At 58.8% G+C, this 16,289-nt stretch carries 18 protein-coding genes; 7 read left to right on the top strand and 11 right to left on the bottom strand.

Annotation, left to right across the window (positions count from 1 at the left end; genetic code table 11):
- Positions 1 to 76: 76 nt before the first annotated feature.
- Positions 77 to 967, bottom strand: coding sequence for a 4-hydroxybenzoate octaprenyltransferase (ubiA, locus tag BMZ23_RS06705; RefSeq protein ID WP_093474463.1), 891 nt, complete (start codon positions 965 to 967; stop codon positions 77 to 79).
- A 15-nt stretch (positions 968 to 982) separates the two neighbouring features.
- Positions 983 to 1,504 carry a chorismate--pyruvate lyase family protein gene (locus BMZ23_RS06700; RefSeq protein ID WP_245748143.1) on the bottom strand — a complete coding sequence of 174 codons (522 nt, stop codon included), beginning with the start codon at positions 1,502 to 1,504 and terminating at the stop codon, positions 983 to 985.
- Between the two features lie 285 nt (positions 1,505 to 1,789).
- On the opposite strand from BMZ23_RS06700, the gene BMZ23_RS06695 reads away from it, so the two are divergent.
- Complete coding sequence (locus BMZ23_RS06695; RefSeq protein ID WP_093474460.1) at positions 1,790 to 2,062, top strand: HU family DNA-binding protein; 273 nt, start codon at positions 1,790 to 1,792, stop codon at positions 2,060 to 2,062.
- Between the two features lie 59 nt (positions 2,063 to 2,121).
- Here the strand turns inward: BMZ23_RS06695 and BMZ23_RS06690 are convergent, their stop codons facing one another.
- From BMZ23_RS06690 to BMZ23_RS06680, 3 genes are read right to left on the bottom strand one after another with little or no spacing between them, the layout of a single operon-like run.
- Positions 2,122 to 3,519 carry an HDOD domain-containing protein gene (locus tag BMZ23_RS06690; RefSeq protein ID WP_093474457.1) on the bottom strand — a complete coding sequence of 466 codons (1,398 nt, stop codon included), beginning with the start codon at positions 3,517 to 3,519 and terminating at the stop codon, positions 2,122 to 2,124.
- A gap of 45 nt (positions 3,520 to 3,564) precedes the next feature.
- Positions 3,565 to 5,640 carry an ATP-dependent DNA helicase RecG gene (recG, locus tag BMZ23_RS06685; protein ID WP_093474454.1) on the bottom strand — a complete coding sequence of 692 codons (2,076 nt, stop codon included), beginning with the start codon at positions 5,638 to 5,640 and terminating at the stop codon, positions 3,565 to 3,567.
- Between the two features lie 8 nt (positions 5,641 to 5,648).
- A complete protein-coding gene (locus BMZ23_RS06680) occupies positions 5,649 to 6,569 on the bottom strand; it encodes a hydrogen peroxide-inducible genes activator (protein ID WP_093474451.1) in 921 nt (306 codons plus the stop codon).
- Positions 6,570 to 6,636: 67 nt separating this feature from the next.
- Here BMZ23_RS06680 and BMZ23_RS06675 point away from each other — a divergent pair, with 67 nt between their 5' ends.
- Positions 6,637 to 7,479, top strand: a complete 843-nt coding sequence (locus BMZ23_RS06675) for an SDR family oxidoreductase (protein ID WP_093474448.1) — start codon at positions 6,637 to 6,639, stop codon at positions 7,477 to 7,479.
- Positions 7,480 to 7,528: 49 nt separating this feature from the next.
- On the opposite strand, the gene BMZ23_RS06670 is transcribed toward BMZ23_RS06675, so the two are convergent.
- The 6 genes from BMZ23_RS06670 to BMZ23_RS06645 all read right to left on the bottom strand — a co-directional run bounded on the left by BMZ23_RS06670 (position 7,529) and on the right by BMZ23_RS06645 (position 12,731).
- Positions 7,529 to 7,909, bottom strand: a complete 381-nt coding sequence (locus BMZ23_RS06670) for a RidA family protein (RefSeq protein WP_093474445.1) — start codon at positions 7,907 to 7,909, stop codon at positions 7,529 to 7,531.
- A gap of 16 nt (positions 7,910 to 7,925) precedes the next feature.
- Positions 7,926 to 10,061, bottom strand: a complete 2,136-nt coding sequence (spoT, locus tag BMZ23_RS06665) for a bifunctional GTP diphosphokinase/guanosine-3',5'-bis pyrophosphate 3'-pyrophosphohydrolase (protein ID WP_093474442.1) — start codon at positions 10,059 to 10,061, stop codon at positions 7,926 to 7,928.
- A gap of 68 nt (positions 10,062 to 10,129) precedes the next feature.
- Positions 10,130 to 10,387: a DNA-directed RNA polymerase subunit omega gene (gene rpoZ, locus BMZ23_RS06660; protein WP_093474439.1), complete on the bottom strand. Its 258-nt coding sequence runs from the start codon at positions 10,385 to 10,387 to the stop codon at positions 10,130 to 10,132.
- A gap of 93 nt (positions 10,388 to 10,480) precedes the next feature.
- On the bottom strand, positions 10,481 to 11,104 hold the full coding sequence (gmk, locus tag BMZ23_RS06655; RefSeq protein WP_093474436.1) for a guanylate kinase: 624 nt from the start codon (positions 11,102 to 11,104) through the stop codon (positions 10,481 to 10,483).
- Positions 11,105 to 11,169: 65 nt separating this feature from the next.
- Complete coding sequence (gene arfB, locus BMZ23_RS06650) at positions 11,170 to 11,583, bottom strand: alternative ribosome rescue aminoacyl-tRNA hydrolase ArfB (RefSeq protein WP_093474433.1); 414 nt, start codon at positions 11,581 to 11,583, stop codon at positions 11,170 to 11,172.
- A gap of 296 nt (positions 11,584 to 11,879) precedes the next feature.
- Positions 11,880 to 12,731, bottom strand: a complete 852-nt coding sequence (locus tag BMZ23_RS06645; RefSeq protein WP_093474430.1) for a hypothetical protein — start codon at positions 12,729 to 12,731, stop codon at positions 11,880 to 11,882.
- A 285-nt stretch (positions 12,732 to 13,016) separates the two neighbouring features.
- On the opposite strand from BMZ23_RS06645, the gene BMZ23_RS06640 reads away from it, so the two are divergent.
- The 5 genes from BMZ23_RS06640 (at position 13,017) to BMZ23_RS06620 (ending at position 16,194) form a co-directional block, all read left to right on the top strand.
- A complete protein-coding gene (locus BMZ23_RS06640; RefSeq protein ID WP_143069571.1) occupies positions 13,017 to 14,126 on the top strand; it encodes a hypothetical protein in 1,110 nt (369 codons plus the stop codon).
- 72 nt (positions 14,127 to 14,198) lie between these two features.
- Positions 14,199 to 14,384, top strand: coding sequence for an AlpA family transcriptional regulator (locus BMZ23_RS06635; protein ID WP_022960921.1), 186 nt, complete (start codon positions 14,199 to 14,201; stop codon positions 14,382 to 14,384).
- A gap of 443 nt (positions 14,385 to 14,827) precedes the next feature.
- Positions 14,828 to 15,496, top strand: a complete 669-nt coding sequence (locus tag BMZ23_RS06630; RefSeq protein WP_093474424.1) for an inovirus Gp2 family protein — start codon at positions 14,828 to 14,830, stop codon at positions 15,494 to 15,496.
- A gap of 108 nt (positions 15,497 to 15,604) precedes the next feature.
- Positions 15,605 to 15,853 (top strand): type II toxin-antitoxin system HicA family toxin, encoded by a 249-nt coding sequence (locus tag BMZ23_RS06625; protein ID WP_093474421.1) that lies wholly within the window; start codon positions 15,605 to 15,607, stop codon positions 15,851 to 15,853.
- Positions 15,853 to 16,194, top strand: coding sequence for a type II toxin-antitoxin system HicB family antitoxin (locus BMZ23_RS06620; protein ID WP_093474418.1), 342 nt, complete (start codon positions 15,853 to 15,855; stop codon positions 16,192 to 16,194). Before BMZ23_RS06625 ends, BMZ23_RS06620 begins: the two co-directional genes overlap by 1 nt.
- Positions 16,195 to 16,289: the final 95 nt, after the last annotated feature.

Genomic DNA, 16,289 nt, shown 5'->3' with positions numbered 1-16,289 from the left:
GTGGCAGCTGTCAGCCAGCGCCGCTATTCCTGATAGCGGATTAGATAACACTTTTATTGCAGTAATGTGACCGGGCTCAGCGCAAGGCAAGATCAGCGGCAAGTCCGGCAAATATCAGCAGGCCGCTCCAGTGGTTGCCAAGGAAGGCGCGCAGGCAGGCCGCCGGTTCGCGCTGGCGGATCAGCCATTGTTGCCAGACGAAGCTGGCGCACATCGCCAGCAGGCCGAGGTGAAAATACAGTCCGAGACCGAAATGTCGTCCGGCCAACAGCAGGCAGAGCAGTGTCAGACCCTGCAGGATGCCGATAATCAGCCGGTCGGCATCACCGAACAGGATGGCTGTAGATTTGACGCCTATCTTCAGGTCATCCTCGCGGTCGCACATGGCGTACTCGGTGTCATAGGCCACGGTCCACAACAGGTTGGCCATGTACACCAGCCACAACGAGGTCGGCAGGGCCTCGGCCTGGGCAGCAAAGGCCATCGGAATGGCCCAGGAGAAGGCGACGCCGAGCACAATTTGCGGGTAGTAGGTAAAGCGCTTGCAGAACGGGTAGAGGGTGGCCAGGGCAATGCCACCAAAGGTCAGCAGTATGGTCAGGCGGTTGGTCAGCAGTACCAACAGGGCGCTGGCCAGTACCAGCAGGGCGAACAGCAACAGCGCCTCGCGTGGTTGGATACGGCCGGTGGCCAGTGGGCGTTGGCGGGTGCGGCTGACATGCCCGTCGATCTTGCGGTCGGCGTAGTCGTTGATCACGCAACCAGCCGCGCGCATCAGTATTACGCCGGCGACAAAAATTGCCAGCACACCGGCGTGCGGAAGTCCTTCTGCGGCCAGCCACAGCGCCCAGAGTGTCGGCCACATCAGCAGCCAGGTGCCAATCGGTCGGTCCAGACGCATCAGTGCGATAAAGTCGGGAGCGCGGGGGTGCAGACGTCCGAGTTGGTGAATCAGCAGGCCGTACATGGCAAACCTCCGGAATCAGGCAGTCTGCCCGGCTGGCCAGCCGGGCAGAAACACTTCACAAACCAGCAGCTGCAGGTGTGTGGCGCTGAACAATGAGCGGCGTGCCCAGCATGCGCTGCCGCGCCATGGGTCGGGTAGCCATTCGTCTGGCCAGCGACTGATCTGGATGGGGCCGCGCTGCACGTCTGGGCTACCGAACAGCCGCTCGCCAAGGCTGCGGCTGCCCAGTTCTGCCAGTCGCAAAGGGCTGTTCGTCAATTGCTCAGGGCGCATCACCGAGCGGGCAAATATGCAGGGAGTTCCATTGCTGTGCAGCAAAACCTCACGGGTCCACAGCGGGCTGCCGGGAGCCACGCCGAGTGCCGCCGCTTCGTCGGCACGTGCGGGCAGTGCTGATTCGCGCAGCAGTTCAACACGGAAGCTGCCGAGTGCCTGCAACCGGCTGGTCAGCGAGCCAGGTTCGCAAAGCCAGTCGTACAAGGCTGCCTCGGGTGGTTGCGAGAGGGTGTCGGCAGGTTGCCAGTCGGGCAGAGTCACGGCGCATCAGTCCTGGTTCGGCAGCGGGAAGCAATGACGCTGGCGGGCAGCGACGTGCGCTAGGTTACCACGTTTGCCAGAGGCCAGCGGAGCTGTGCCGAGTTTGCCACTGGTCGGGAAATATGGCGCTGTTGCCGGGGCGCAATGGCCTCAAGGCTGGCGCATGCAGCCAAGTCATGCGATGCTGATGCGGCACTGAATCGCCGTTCGCGGTATTCGGCGAGTCGGGCCATGCTGCACGGATGTTGCAGTGGAAACAAAAACAACAAACACCATGAGGCTTTTATGCGTAAACCGGATCTCGCAGCGGCTATCGCTGAAAAAGCCGACCTGAGCAAGGATCAGGCCGGCCGCGTTCTCAATGCAATGCTTGAAGAAATCACCAAGGCGCTGGGCAAGAAGGACAGCGTTACCCTGGTTGGTTTCGGCACTTTCGTCCAGCGTCACCGTGGTGCACGCACCGGGAAAAACCCGCAGACAGGGAATCCCGTTACCATCAAGGCCAGCAACACTGTTGCTTTCAAGCCAGGCAAGAGCCTCAAGGACGCTGTCAATTGAGTTGACCGCCGCACATCCGCCGGTTGCCGGCGGATGTGATTTACAGCCGTATTAGCGGTTCAGTGTTGCAGCTGCTTTGCCAACAGTCGCAAAGCCTCTTCCGCCACCAACACCTTGTCTGTGATCTGCGCGGTCCGTTCTGCCGAGAGCCCGAGGCGCTGGTACAGCGCATCCGGTACTGACTGTCCGGGGCTGCAGCCAATCCCGCGTTCTGCCAATTGACTAAGCGCGACATAGATCAGGTTGGCATACACATGCTGGTCGCCGCTGTAGTCGGGGTCGTGCTGGTGGCGCAGTGCCAGAACCAGCTCTTCCGGCATATCCCAGTAACGCATCAGCCAGCAGCCGATCTGTTCACGGCTGACACCCAGCAAATGCTGTTCGATCAGTGATGCGGGCACATGCGGGTTGGCCTCCATGTGACGGCACAACAGGGTGAAGTGCGGTGGAAAGATATGAGCCAGCAGCAGGTAGCCGAAATTGTGCAGCAGCCCGGCGAGATAGCTGAGGCCTGCTTCCGGGCGCTGTGCCGGGGGCAATGCGCGACCCAGTCCTTCGATTACCGCGGCAGTGTAGATGGCCTGTTCCCAGTACGGAGTGCAGCCTTGCGGGGCATCCTTGGGCAGTGCCAGCGTGCGTCCCAGCGTCAGGCCTATCGCCAGGTTTATCACCAGGTCAAAGCCAAGCACGCGCCCAATGGCGTCTTCGACCGAGCGAATCCGGCCGGGCGCTGCATAGAACGGAGAGGCGGCCCAACTGACGACCTGGGCGGCCAGGCCCGGATCGGTCTCGACAATATCCGCCAGCTCGGTAATGCCTGCATCGGGGTCGGCACGCAGACGCAGAATGCGTTGTGCTGTCTGAGGCAGCGGTGGCAGGTCGACGGTTTCTTCGAGGCGCTGGCGAACCCGTAGCGCGGTGAATTGCTGCACAGCGTTGGTCAGGTCCTGCACGTCATTGCTGTCATCCCGCGGTGGCCGGGTGATGGCTTCCAGGGCTACGGCAAAGCGTGCGCCGCTGGCCTTTTCCAGCAAGCGCTGGGTGTCACTTGAGCGGACTTCCAGCAGCCAGCCCGGCAGTCCACTCTGCAGCCACAGGGTTTGCTGTTCACGTAGTTCAAGGTGATAGATGCAGGGGGAGTCGAACAGTACCGGCAGACCGGGCAGCTGGTTCAGCTGGTGCTTGCTGAGGATTCGCTGGAGTTGTTCGTCACGTACCGGCTCCAACTGGCGTCCGACAACCTGCGCCAGCCTTTTCAGGTCAAGCAGGTGATCAGCCGGAAACAGCGCCAGAACATGTCCGCCACTGTCACCCAGCAGGCAGGCGCGAACCTGGCAGTTGGTGGGGCCGGCATGGGATTGCAGGCGCAGTTGATAGGCAATGCCCTGCTGTTGCAGCAGTTTTTCCAGCAGCAAGGGTAGCGTTGTCTGTTCGTGGTTGATGCTGACACTGGTCATCAAGGGCTCCTGTGCCGGATGAATCCGTTATCAGCTTAGCATTGATCAGACCTGGGCAAACTGGGGATTGTGTGCCAGCCAGCGACGTACCAGTGCCCGACCGGTTTGCGGTTGGTGGTTGGTCAGCTGACGGGCAGCCTGCTGCACCGCTGGCAGCAGGTCGGCATCACGCAGCAGGTCGGCAATGCGGAACTGCACCAGCCCGGTCTGGCGGGTACCGAGCACTTCGCCGGGGCCACGCAGGGCCAGATCACGCTCGGCAATTACAAAGCCGTCACTGGTTTCGCGCATGGTATTCAGCCGTTCGCGGCTCTGCTGGCCAAGTGGCGCGTGATACAGCAGTACGCAATGGCTGGCGGTGCTGCCCCGGCCGACCCGGCCACGCAGCTGATGCAGCTGGGCCAAGCCCAGGCGTTCGGGGTTTTCGATGATCATCAGGCTGGCATTGGGCACATCGACGCCGACTTCGATGACCGTGGTAGCGACCAGCAGGTGTAACTCCCCTGCCTTGAACGCCGCCATGATTGTGGCCTTCTCGGTTGCTTTCATGCGTCCGTGCACCAGGCCGATTGACAGCTCCGGCAAGCTTTCACAGAGGGTTTGCCAGGTGGCTTCGGCAGCCTGTGCCTGCAACTGTTCGGAGTCCTCGATCAGAGTGCACACCCAGTAGGCCTGGCGGCCATCGCCGCAGGCAGCACGAACCCGCTCGATCACCTCGTCACGCCGGCTGTCGCCGATCAGCACGGTATTTACCGGCGTGCGTCCGGGTGGCAGCTGGTCGAGGATCGAGGTGTCCAGATCGGCATAGGCGCTCATTGCCAGGGTGCGCGGGATAGGCGTGGCGGTCATGATCAGCTGGTGCGGCGAGCAGTCGCCGGCGCTACCCTTGTCGCGCAATGCCAGCCGCTGTTCGACACCAAAGCGGTGTTGTTCGTCGATGATCACCAGTCCCAGCTTGTGGAACTGCACATCGGCCTGAAACAGCGCGTGGGTGCCGACCACCATGGCCGCTTCACCACTGGCAATCAGTTGCAGCTGGTTGTCGCGGATCTTGCCCTTTAGCTTGCCGGCCAGCCAGGCGGTGGAGATGCCAAGTGCCGCCAGCCAGCGCCGGAAGTTGTCGAAATGCTGTTCTGCCAGCAGCTCGGTGGGGGCCATCAAGGCCACCTGCCAGCCAGCCTCGATGGCCTGCAGTGCGGCCAGTGCGGCAACCACCGTCTTGCCGGCACCGACATCACCCTGTACCAGGCGCAGCATCGGTTTGTTGCGCTGCAGGTCCTGGCGGATTTCCTCGCCAACCCGTTGCTGGGCGTCGGTCAGAGCGAAACCCAGATTATCGATAAAGCGCTGGTGCAATTCGCCCTCGGCCTTGAGTACCGGGGCTTGCAGGCGGCGCAGGCGGTTGCGCAATTGCAGCATGGCCAGTTGGTGCGCCAGCAGTTCCTCGAAGATCAGCCGCCGACTGGCCGGATGCTGGCCGGACTCGATGGCCTGCACATCAGTGCCGGGTGGCGGCCGGTGCAGCCAGCGCAGAGCCTGGTGCAGGTCGGGCATACCGGCCTCCGGCAGCAGTTCTGCGGGCAACAGGTCGGGCAGCAGATGGCCCTGTTCCAGCCAGCCCAGGGCGGCATCCGCAAGACTGCGAAGACGCAGTTGCGAGAGCCCTTCGGTGGTCGGGTAGATGGGCGTCAGACTGGTTTCTACCGGCCGTGGCAGGCTGGCCTCGATGCGTTGCATTTCCGGGTGGTAGATTTCCAGGCCACTGGCGCCGCTGCGTACCTCACCGTAACAGCGCCAGCGACTGCCGCGCTGCAGGTTGGCCAACTGGGCGGCGGAAAAGTGGAAAAAGCGCAGGCTCAGGGTGCCACTGCCATCCTGCAGGCGACAGATCAGGCTGCGTCGCCGTCCCTGCACCACATCGGCGGCGGCCACCACACCCTCAATTACCGCATCCATGCCGGGACGCAGCGCGGCAATCGGTGTGATGCGGGTGCGATCCTGGTAGCGCAGCGGCAGGTGGAACAGCACGTCCTCGATGCAGTCCATGCCAAGGCGCTGGAGTTTTTCGGCGAGCGCAGGGCCAATGCCCTTGAGTTGGGTCAGTGGTGTGCCGGCGTCCATCCGCACGCTCAGTCCGGCTTGCCTGCGGGGCGCACCGAGCACAGGCGGATCGAATCACACAGCAGCTCAATCGCCTTGGGTCGTGGAAAGCTGGCGCGCCAGGCAATCGCCACGGTACGGAACGGAGCCGGTGTACGGAATGGCCGGGTCACCAGCAGGTCAGTGCTGTAATAGCGGTCATCGGTAGCTGACAGGGGCAACACGGTCATGCCGATACCCGAGGCGACCATATGCCGGATGGTTTCCAGCGAAGTGGATTCTATAGTGGTATGACGGCTGTGTTCTTCGTTTTTGCGCAGGGTCGGACACGCCTCGAGTATCTGGTCGCGGAAACAGTGGCCTTCGCCAAGCAGCAACAGTTTGTCGTCATCCAGTTCGTCGAGGCTCACGCTGTCACGCAGCGCCCAAGGGTGGTCAGCTGGCATTAACAGGCTGAAGGGTTCGTCGTAGAGGGGGCGGGTCAGTACATCGGCCTCGCTGAACGGCAGTGCGATGATGATGGCGTCGAGCTCACCGTTGCGTAATTTGTCACGCAGCACGCTGGTGAAGTTTTCCTCGATGTACAGTGGCATTTGCGGGGCAACCCGGTGCAACTGCGGAACCAAATGGGGAAACAGGTAAGGACCGATGGTGTAGATGGCGCCAACTTTCAGTGGCGCGGCCAGCTGGTTCTTGCCTGCGCTGGCCAGTTCACGGATGGCGCTGGCCTCTTCAAGCACCTTCTGCGCCTGGGCAACGATACGTTGGCCAATTGGCGTGACGCGGACGGCTGTCTTGGAACGCTCGAAGATCATTACCCCAAGCTCTTCCTCAAGTTTCTTGACACCAACACTGAGGGTTGGCTGCGACACATGGCAGCGCTCGGCAGCATGTCCGAAATGCTGCTCCTGGGCCAGCGTCACTATGTAGCGCAGTTCGGTAAGGGTCATGGCGTATACTGTTTCCGTTGATTTTGACGAAGCATAGCCGGTTGCTTGATAGAGGAAAACAATCAAGATGAAACAGGTTCTGATCGCCGGATGCGGCGACCTTGGCAGTGAGTTGGCGCGTCGTCTGCAGGCACGAGGCTGGCAGGTGACCGGCCTGCGGCGCAATCCCGAGGGCCTGCCGGATGGGGTGCAGGGGTTGGCGGCGGATTTGTGTGCGCCCGAGTGCCCGCCGGACTGGCCGGCACGGATTGATTATCTGGTGTATTGCCCGGCTGCTGGCCGGCGTGATGCCGAGCTGTACCAGCGGTTGTATGTGCAGGGCCTGCAACATGTGCTGGACTGGATGGCCGCGCATCGCCAGCGTCCGCGCTTGCTGTTGCAGGTGTCGAGTACCGGGGTATATGCCCAGCATCAGGGTGAGTGGGTCAGCGAAAACAGTGCGGCGCTGGCCGACAGCGATACCTCGCGGGCGCTGCTGGCGGCCGAGGATGTGGCCTTGCGCAGCGGTCATCCGGCCAGCGTGGTGCGTCTGGCGGGCATCTATGGGCCGGGCCGCACGCGGCTGATCGATCAGGTGCGTGAGGGCTTGCGGGTGCCGGCGGAGCCGCCGCAATACACCAACCGTATCCACCGCGACGATGCGGCAGCGCTGCTGGAACACCTGCTGCTGCAGGCGGATGCCGATGAACTACTGGCGCCCTGTTATATCGGCGTGGATGACCAGCCTGCGCCGCTGCACGAGGTGACCGACTGGCTGCGTGAACAGTTGGGGGTTGCGACGCCAACCAGTCTGCGGCCCAGCCCGCGCATGGGCAGCAAGCGCTGCAGCAATGCGCTGGCCCGGGAAAGCGGCTGGGAACCTGCCTACCCGAGCTATCGGGAAGGCTATGCGCAGATGCTGCGGACCTGAGATCCGCGCTGAAGGCTGTAGGTGGTGTGCCGCGACCAGGGCCGGCTCTTCAGCCGACCACCATCACCGCATCCATCTCCACCGGCACGCCCTTGGGCAGCGAAGCCACACCAATGGCGGCGCGCGCCGGGTAGGGCTGCTTGAAGTAACGGGCCATGACTTCGTTGACCAGGGCAAAGTGGCCAAGGTCGGTAAGGAAGATGTTCAGCTTGACGATGTCCTGCAGGGTGCCGCCGGCGGCTTCGGCCACTGCCGAGAGGTTTTCGAAAACCTGGCTGATCTGCTGCTCGATGCCTTCAACTACGTGCATGCTGGCCGGGTCCAGCGGGATCTGGCCGGACAGGTAGACGGTGTTGCCGACCTTGATGGCCTGGGAATAGGTGCCGATGGCCGCAGGTGCGCGGTCACTGGTGATGACTTGCTTGTTCATGGTGACTCCAGAAAGGTCAGTTTTTCAGACGGGTGATGCGAGCCACCCCGGAAATCGCACGGATGCGCTTGATCAATTGTGACAGATGCAGCCGGTCACGAACCCTGACGGCCAGCTGGACCACGCTGATACGTCCGTCGCGCTCGTCAACGCTGATACGCTCGATGCTGGCATCCGCCACCGTGATACTGGTGGCCAGTTGCGCGATGATACCGCGCTGCTGCTCAAGCTCAACACGCAGCTCGACGGTGAATTCGCCGCTGACGTCCTTGTCCCAGGTCAGGTGCAGCAGTTTCTCGCTATCATGCCGCTGGGATGCAAGCTCCTGGCAGTTTTCCTGGTGGATCAGCATGCCCTTGCCGGAGGTCAGCAGGCCGACAATAGGGTCGCCGGGGATTGGATTGCAGCAGCGCGCAAAGTTCATCACCAGGCCTTCTGTGCCGCGAATGGCCAGTGCGCCGCCTTGTTCCTCGCGTTTTTCGCTTTTCTCCGGAGTGCTATCGGTACGGGTGCCAGCCTGCAACAACAGGCTGCGGGCGACCACGTAGGCCATGCGATTGCCCAGGCCGATATCGGCCAGCAGGTCTTCCATCAGAGTCAGGCCGCAGTCGCCCAGAACGGCTGAAATACTTTGCTCGTCGATATTCGCCAGGCTGGTGTCGAAACTGCTGAGTACCTTGTCCAGCAGACGTTCGCCGAGGGCTACCGACTCTGCGTGGCGCTGGTGCTTGAGTGCGTGCCGGATATGTGTGCGGGCCTTGCCGGTGATAACGAAATTCAGCCAGGCCGGGTTGGGGCGAGCGCCCGGTGCGGTGATGATTTCGACGGTCTGGCCGCTTTGCAGCGGCTCGGACAGCGGTGCCAGCCGGCGGTTGATGCGGCAGGCGATGCAGTTATTGCCGATATCGGTATGTACCGCGTAGGCAAAATCGACCGGTGTAGCCCCTTTGGGCAGCTCCATGATCCGGCCCTTGGGGCTGAATATGTACACTTCATCGGGGAACAGGTCGATCTTGACGTTCTCGATGAACTCCAGCGAGTTGCCGGCGCTTTGCTGGAGTTCCAGTACCCCTTTCAGCCATTTGCGGGTACGCGCATGGTTGCCGTTGAGCACTTCGTCCTTGGATTTGTACAGCCAGTGCGCGGCGATGCCGTTATTTGCCAGCTCTTCCATTTCCTCGGTACGGATCTGGATCTCGATGGGCACGCCGCCGATGCCGAACAGGGTGGTGTGCAGGGACTGGTAACCATTGGCCTTGGGAATCGCGATGTAGTCCTTGAAGCGGCCGGGAAAGGGTTTGTACAGGCCGTGCACGGCCCCCAGCGCGCGGTAGCAGCTGTCGACGCTGTCAACGATGATGCGGAAAGCGTAGACATCCATGATCTCGTTGAAGGCCCGGCGCTTCAGGCGCATCTTTTGGTAGATGCCGTACATGTGCTTCTCGCGGCCCAGTACCCTACCGTTCAGCCCTTGCTGTTGCAGGCGCTCTTCCAGCGAGGCGAGCAGCTTGCCGAGCAGTTCACGGCGGTTGCCGCGTGCCTGGCGTACGGCTCGCTCGATCATCCGCGAGCGCAGCGGGTACATGGCGCGAAAGCCCAGATCCTCGAATTCGGTACTGAGATTGTGCATGCCCAGCCGGTGGGCAATAGGGGCGTAGATTTCCAGGGTTTCGCGGGCAATGCGGCGGGCCTTGGCTGGCGCCAGTGCACCCAGGGTGCGCATGTTGTGCAGGCGGTCGGCCAGCTTGACCAGAATTACCCGAATGTCACGGGCCATGGCCAGCGCCATCTTCTGGAAGTTTTCGGCCTGGGCTTCGGCCTTGGTGTCGAAGTCCATCTGGGTCAGCTTGCTGACGCCGTCGACCAGTTCGGCGACGGTTTCGCCAAACTGCTTTTCCAGGGCCTGCTTGGGAATTCCGGTGTCTTCGATCACGTCGTGCAGCATGGCAGCCATCAGGCTCTGATGATCCATGTGCATCTCGGCAAGGATGCCGGCTACCGCTAGGGGGTGGGTGACGTAGGGCTCGCCGCTGCGGCGGGTCTGGCCGTCGTGTGCCTGTTCGGCATAGAAATAGGCGCGCCTGACCAGATTGACCTGATCGGCTTCCAGATAACTACCGAGGCGTTCGGCAAAGGCTTCGATATCAGACATGCCACCGGCCTCTGCCGGTTGCTGAAAGTCAGCGCTGAGGGCGGTGGTGTCTGATCGAGGCAAAGGCGTTACTCCGGAAACTCTTCTTCCAGAGCGTACAGCGGCTCGTGCTGGTCGGCAATGGCTTCCTGGGCAAGGATGTCATTGGTGATCAGGCCTTCGGCAATTTCACGCAGGGCAACCACGGTCGGCTTGTCGTTTTCCCAGGCGACCTTGGGGTCCTTGCCGCCGGTGGCGATTTGCCGGGAACGCTTGGTGGCGAGCATTACCAGCTCGAAGCGGTTGTCTACGTGTTCAAGGCAATCTTCAACGGTAACGCGAGCCATGCTGTACTCCGAAGCGTCAGAGGTGGATTCGGTGAAATGAAGCGCCCGTTGTCGACGCCAGACAACGGACCGCACAGTTTACGCAATGCGCTTTCAGTCTGACAAGAGTGCATCCAGCAGTTGCTGCAGTTGCGCTTGCTGGCGCTGGCTTGCCAGGTGGCCGCTGCGCACTATTGCCTTGAGGTCCTGCAAGGCAATGCTGAATTCATCATTGATCACCACGAAGTCATATTCATGGTAATGGCTCATCTCGTCAGTTGCCTGGGCCATGCGCTGTTCGATTACGCCATTACTGTCCTGGCCACGGTTATTCAGGCGTTCGCGCAGCGCCTCGCGGCTGGGCGGGAGGATAAAGATGGAACGCGCCTGCGGCAGCACTCGACGGACCTGTTGGGCGCCCTGCCAGTCAATCTCGAGGATGGTGTCGTGACCCTTGGCCAGTGACTGCTCGACACTGGAGCGGGCGGTGCCGTAGTAGTTGCCGAACACCTCGGCGTGCTCGAGAAACGCCTGCTGGTCGATCATCTGGCGAAATTGCGCATGATCGACAAAGTGGTAGTTGACCCCGTCAACCTCGCCCGGGCGCATTGGCCGGGTGGTGTGCGAGACCGACACGCGCACCTCGTCCACTTGCTCGATCAGCGCCTTGACCAGACTGGTCTTGCCGGCGCCGGAGGGGGCCGAGACGATATAGAGGGTGCCGTGGCTGTGGGTCATCCGGATGTTCCTGCTGGGGGTGTGGGCGCATTATACGGGCTGGCGCAGTGCGCGTCAGCCGCTGCTCAGGGCTCGATACGGCCGCGCAGCGCCTTGATCTGGCCCTTGTGGGTTTTCTTGTCCATGCGTTTTTGTTGCGAGCTGCGGGTTGGTCGGGTGGGGCGGCGTGGCCGCTGTTGTTTGAGGGCTTCGCCAATCAGTTGCGCCAGGCGCTGCAGGGCATCCTCGCGGTTAAGCTCCAGGGTACGAAAGCTCTGCGCCTTGATAATGATCACGCCATCCTTGCTGATGCGCTGGTCGGCCAGTGCCAGCAGGCGCTGCTTGACCTCGGCCGGCAGACTGGAACGCTGGATGTCAAAGCGCAGGTGTACCGCCGAGGAGACCTTGTTGACGTTCTGGCCACCGGCACCCTGGGCGCGGATCTGGCTGATCTCGATTTCCCAGTCGGCCAGACTGATGTGCTCATTGATCTGCAGCATGGCTACTCGATGTTCTGCACCTGAATGTTGATCGCCAATAAAATATAGTTAAAAATCATACGCTTGTGTTTCGTGCGTGCATTTATTGATTAATGTACCCACCACTTTACTCGCCGCTTGGCTTTGAGGGTTCAATTTGACCTTTGGCTAGCGGAGGCCTGGTGTAAAAGGTGACGACTATCTTGCAAGCCTCGCATGGGCTTAGAGTGAAGCGGTGTCACATTGTTGTTTGGGCTATTCTCCGAGTGCGCTCCATGCTACCTCGGTACGCTGGGCGGGCAGGCGATCTCAATAGGTTACTTTCGGTTGTTTGGTTTTACCCTTGTTTGGGTGCTCATGTATCCCATAATCGTATCGCTAATACCAATTTTGACTACTGCTCCGCTCTCAGCACTAGTTTGATCACTGCTATCTTCCTGCTCATTACGCTGACCCCCACGGTCATTGTGATCATCAGTTGTGGGTGAATCATTAGGCAGTTCTAAAGACCCTGATTCCTCTTGTGCTGTCGTTTCACTGTTATCGTTGTAAAAGTTTTTGGTGTTTTCTGTTTTGAGCAAGAGGGTTGTTTGGCTGTCGACTCTTCGATAATGGTTTATGGCTGGGATTTTCCCTGTTTTTATTTTTAAATCAGAGATGCTTGTGGCCGGGTCTTCAGGGTTAAAGAAATTATAAATTTCAAACAGCGCTGGCCGCTTTTCTATATCAGGCTTCAGCTGTGCGGCATCAGTATCTTTCGAAGTTCTGCGCTGCATTGCAGTGTAAGATCGTTCAATTATTTCATCCAGAAAGTCTCCTTCGCTGATTCCTTTTTTCTGAGCGAGTTCAGCTAATCGCTCTTTTGTCGTTGTCCGGATTTTGAACTTGCAGATCTGTTGCCCATCCGTTCTGTTGTGGTAGCGCCGCTGCCTCCATGCGTCTCGCATGTCTCGCAATATCAGTTTGTAGCGTGCGCCCTTATCGGTTCGTGCCTGAATTTCTCGTTCGAATTCATAGCCGATCTCAAGCATGTCTTGGTGGGTGTTTTCTTCTGGTCGGGTTCTATTCGTTCTGATTCCCTTCGCCATTAAGTGATGCGCTGCCCAGATACGTTGAGACCTGTCGTTTTCGTCCAACCATTCCAGCCCCGGGGTTCGTCTTCGTGCCATCGCCCACCGCTCCTTCTATCAATGCTGCCAAGCCGCTCCGTAAGTCTAACCTACAACCCAGCCAAACTCGTCACTCATAGCGCCATCAATAGCGTTATGCCTGATGATTATTATATAAAATCATAACAGACAGGTGTTAATATAGAATTTTAAGGGGGAAGGGTTGCCATGCTGTGTACGCTATTGCGTAAGAATTTCCCTCAGCTAGGGCCGGATGAGAAGTATCTTATCGCCTCATTCGCAGCCTGCTATGGCCACGCTTCAGCTGAGCTAACGGTTAAGGAAATGGCGAAAGCACTGCATATTTCGCCCAGGGTTGTGGCAAAGAACTTGACTGCACTGATCGACAAACATGAGCTTTTGAGAGCTGAGTTTCCGGCGCGATGGGAGGGAAAAGGTAAGCCCGCGCGTCGATACGCCATTGCCTCGGAGCTACTTGATGAACTCGGATCCAGGCAAAATTCCGAGTATTGGCCAGGTCAGGCTGATCTGGCCAAGCGTGTGCTCACAGGGGAGGTGGAGCTTTTCAGAAAGACTGTTAGCGATGACGAAGCAATGGACTCAGCTGGGGTTGGTTATAAAAGTCCTCCCAGGCGAGTTAAAGGGGATGGAGGCAGTATACGGTTGCGCCTCTTCACTGCTGTTCTCGTGTGCCACTCGGACGAACTAGGTGTTGTACGAGGGCTGAGAGGGGAAAAGCTGTACGATCTTACTGGTATAGGAGCTGCGCAGGTCAGACTCAATGCCAAGCAGCTAGTTAGTTCTGGAGTCCTCTTGGGGCATGTGCCGGGCACATCAAGTAAGTGGTTTGCAGAGTCCAAAGCCGCTTCGACTTACTACCTTGATATGCCCACCTCGCTTGATGTGATGCGAAGAAATTTGTTGCGCCTGGAGTTTTATTCCGACTTCGATGTGTGGGGGCGAGTACTTGAGCCAATCGCAAGACAGAAGTGGCCATGGATGCCTGTCATACGGCGTGGTGAGGTTCGCGCAGTTTTGGTATCGGAACTGATGGGCGAGGTGTCATACATCCTCAGCACTTATTGGGAGGACGTAGATGGTGCGCAGAGCTTTTATGACAAGCATGCCGAAAAATGCGGGCTGGAGCGCAGGGTTCGGGGCATTCTTCGAGTTCCTGATGAGGCGCTGCAGGCAAAGGACGCTCCATCGAACCTTGAGAAGATCATCTACGAGGGGCTCGTATTTAGCTGCATAGAACTGGCTTGGCTGGTGAAGCGTTGGTTGCAGGAGCCAGTATTCTTGGATCTGAGCGTTGATAAGGTGCAATTGCTGCCAGTATCAAGGCTTCCGAGTGGACAGTTGTGTATGCCTGTTGTGGTGGCGGGCGGTTTGGGAAAAGCGCGGTGTATTCGTTTGAATGTTCCGGGCGAGTAGGTGCGTAATGGTCGAGGCCAGTGATTTTTTACCGCTCCCGCCAATCCTCTGAGCCAACAGAGGAGACAGCTCATGAGGATCATTCGCCTGAAAGAAGTCATGAATTCAACGGGCCTGGCACGGTCAACCATCTATAAGTACATCGGGGAGCGCGCGTTTCCGAAACCCGTCTCGCTGGGAGGCCAGTGTGTCGGCTGGGTAGAAAGTGAGATCCACGATTGGATTCTGGCAAGAATCGAGGAGCGCGATCTCGCTTAGTGTGTTCCATCCCGACAGGCCTCCACGGGCTAACCATCCAGAACCAGCTATCAATGCCATGATCAGTTGTGGCTGGTCATGGCATTTATGCCGGATTAACGGCAGTGTTTTTTTTCCAGAGTTAAGCGCAGAGTAAATATGCAGGCGTGGCTGGAGAATCCGAGTTGCTTTTCGTGTGCTCCGGGGGAACTCGTTTTCGGTGCGGGTATTATGCTTTAGGGTTATCACCCGTAGGGTTAGGAACCAGCTACATGAAGCAGTATCACAATACAGGGATACAACCAGCAAGGAGTCAATAAGCTATAAGAACACATGACCCCATAAGGCTAGAGGCCAAGCTATCTCATCAAGCTTGAATAGCCAGATAGACAGACCACTACGAGGTAACGGTTAAAAAATACTCATTGGACACAGGTTATGAACCTATCCAAGGAGTAGTAACCATGATCCGACATCCCGATAACCCCAATCTCCGCTTGCATTACGACAACAGCTTTGAAGGCCTATCAGTGATGGTCGATAAGGGCCCTTTCATCGAGCAGTATCTATCACGCTTGAAACGCACCATCGAGCTGGCTCTGGATGAGTATCCGCGACTATTGGCTTTCAGAGCCGACCTACGCTTGCCAGCAGGTGTCGACCTACCTGTCCATACTGACAGCAACGTAGTCATCAGTAGGTTTCTTGATTCCTTCAAAGCGAAAATCAAACACAACCGGCTCAGGGCTCGTGAGTGCAACAAGTATGCACATGACAGCAAAGTGCGTTACGTCTGGGCGCGCGAGGTGGGACAGAGAGAGCGGCCTCACTACCACTTGCTCATCCTGCTCAACCTGGATGCCTTCTACACGCTGGGGAAGCTGGACTCGACTGCTGACAACATGATCAGTCGCATGCAAGAGGCATGGGCCAGTGCACTGGGTATGCGCGTGGAGCTGGTGAAAGGTCTGGTCCATATTCCGGCTAACGCTGTGTACCGAGTTGACCGGAAGGTGAAGGCCGGTAAGCCAGATCGATTGCCTGAATTGTTTTACCGTACCAGCTACCTGTGCAAGGCAGTGACCAAGTCTTACGGGAGAGGGCACTGGGGATTCGGCACCAGCAGAGGGTAGCGGCTTGTTGGGATCACCTGGTTACACGTAAGCCGTACTCGGCTTTTGGATCAGTCTGTTAGATATTAGAGTGATTTGCGACTATACTTAGTCGCATTGAGGGGCGTCATGTCGCGACAAGAGAAATTACTGGCCAAGCTGTTGAGCAAACAGTCGAGCTTCACGTGGCAGGAGCTGACTTCATTGCTGAGTGGTTTGGGATACCGGCAGCTGGAAGGGCAGGGCAGCCGCGTGAAGTTTGATAATGGAAATCCGCACGCGATGATTAACCTGCACCGACCGCACCCCGGCAATGAACTGAAAGCTTACGTCAAGCGCCAAGTGATAGAGCACCTGAAGGCGGGAGGATTGATTTGATGAGCACCCTACTGAAACACCGAGGCTACTACGGCTCCATAGAGGCAAGCCCAGAGGACAATTGCCTGTATGGGAAGCTTCAATTCATCCGCGCGCTGGTCAGCTATGAAGGGGAGACGGTTGCCGAGCTGGAGGAGGCATTTCGGGAAGCAGTCGATGATTACCTGGCTACCTGTGCAGCGCAGGAGCAGGCACCTGAGATTCCCTGCAAAGGTTCGTTCAATGTCCGGGTGGGTCATGATCTGCACCTTGCGGCCAGTGTTGCAGCTACGCAGCAGAGCATTTCGTTAAACGATCTGACTCGCCGTGCGCTCAGCGAGTACCTGGAACAGCGTGCCTGACTATACCGGTACTGCATCAGGACGGGACGCGCTGATTTAATAACGTCCGTGCCGCCCCTACGGCTGGTTTCGGTATCTCGTCGAACCCTGACTCA

Origin of the sequence: Halopseudomonas yangmingensis (assembly GCF_900114825.1) — a bacterium.
Taxonomy (GTDB): domain Bacteria; phylum Pseudomonadota; class Gammaproteobacteria; order Pseudomonadales; family Pseudomonadaceae; genus Halopseudomonas; species Halopseudomonas yangmingensis.
This window is presented reverse-complemented; position numbering and strand designations above follow the sequence as displayed.

Bases quoted from the DNA above. Each gene is read 5' to 3' on its own strand.
- BMZ23_RS06635 (WP_022960921.1), top strand. From the start codon at position 14,199: ATGAGGATCATTCGCCTGAAAGAAGTCATGAATTCAACGGGCCTGGCA.
- BMZ23_RS06675 (WP_093474448.1), top strand. From the start codon at position 6,637: ATGAAACAGGTTCTGATCGCCGGATGCGGCGACCTTGGCAGTGAGTTG.
- BMZ23_RS06640 (WP_143069571.1), top strand. From the start codon at position 13,017: ATGGCGAAAGCACTGCATATTTCGCCCAGGGTTGTGGCAAAGAACTTG.
- rpoZ (WP_093474439.1), bottom strand. From the start codon at position 10,387: ATGGCTCGCGTTACCGTTGAAGATTGCCTTGAACACGTAGACAACCGC.
- recG (WP_093474454.1), bottom strand. From the start codon at position 5,640: ATGGACGCCGGCACACCACTGACCCAACTCAAGGGCATTGGCCCTGCG.
- gmk (WP_093474436.1), bottom strand. From the start codon at position 11,104: ATGACCCACAGCCACGGCACCCTCTATATCGTCTCGGCCCCCTCCGGC.
- ubiA (WP_093474463.1), bottom strand. From the start codon at position 967: ATGTACGGCCTGCTGATTCACCAACTCGGACGTCTGCACCCCCGCGCT.
- BMZ23_RS06680 (WP_093474451.1), bottom strand. From the start codon at position 6,569: ATGACCCTTACCGAACTGCGCTACATAGTGACGCTGGCCCAGGAGCAG.
- BMZ23_RS06695 (WP_093474460.1), top strand. From the start codon at position 1,790: ATGCGTAAACCGGATCTCGCAGCGGCTATCGCTGAAAAAGCCGACCTG.
- arfB (WP_093474433.1), bottom strand. From the start codon at position 11,583: ATGCTGCAGATCAATGAGCACATCAGTCTGGCCGACTGGGAAATCGAG.
- BMZ23_RS06620 (WP_093474418.1), top strand. From the start codon at position 15,853: ATGAGCACCCTACTGAAACACCGAGGCTACTACGGCTCCATAGAGGCA.
- BMZ23_RS06630 (WP_093474424.1), top strand. From the start codon at position 14,828: ATGATCCGACATCCCGATAACCCCAATCTCCGCTTGCATTACGACAAC.
- spoT (WP_093474442.1), bottom strand. From the start codon at position 10,061: ATGTCTGATATCGAAGCCTTTGCCGAACGCCTCGGTAGTTATCTGGAA.
- BMZ23_RS06645 (WP_093474430.1), bottom strand. From the start codon at position 12,731: ATGGCACGAAGACGAACCCCGGGGCTGGAATGGTTGGACGAAAACGAC.
- BMZ23_RS06690 (WP_093474457.1), bottom strand. From the start codon at position 3,519: ATGACCAGTGTCAGCATCAACCACGAACAGACAACGCTACCCTTGCTG.
- BMZ23_RS06625 (WP_093474421.1), top strand. From the start codon at position 15,605: ATGTCGCGACAAGAGAAATTACTGGCCAAGCTGTTGAGCAAACAGTCG.
- BMZ23_RS06670 (WP_093474445.1), bottom strand. From the start codon at position 7,909: ATGAACAAGCAAGTCATCACCAGTGACCGCGCACCTGCGGCCATCGGC.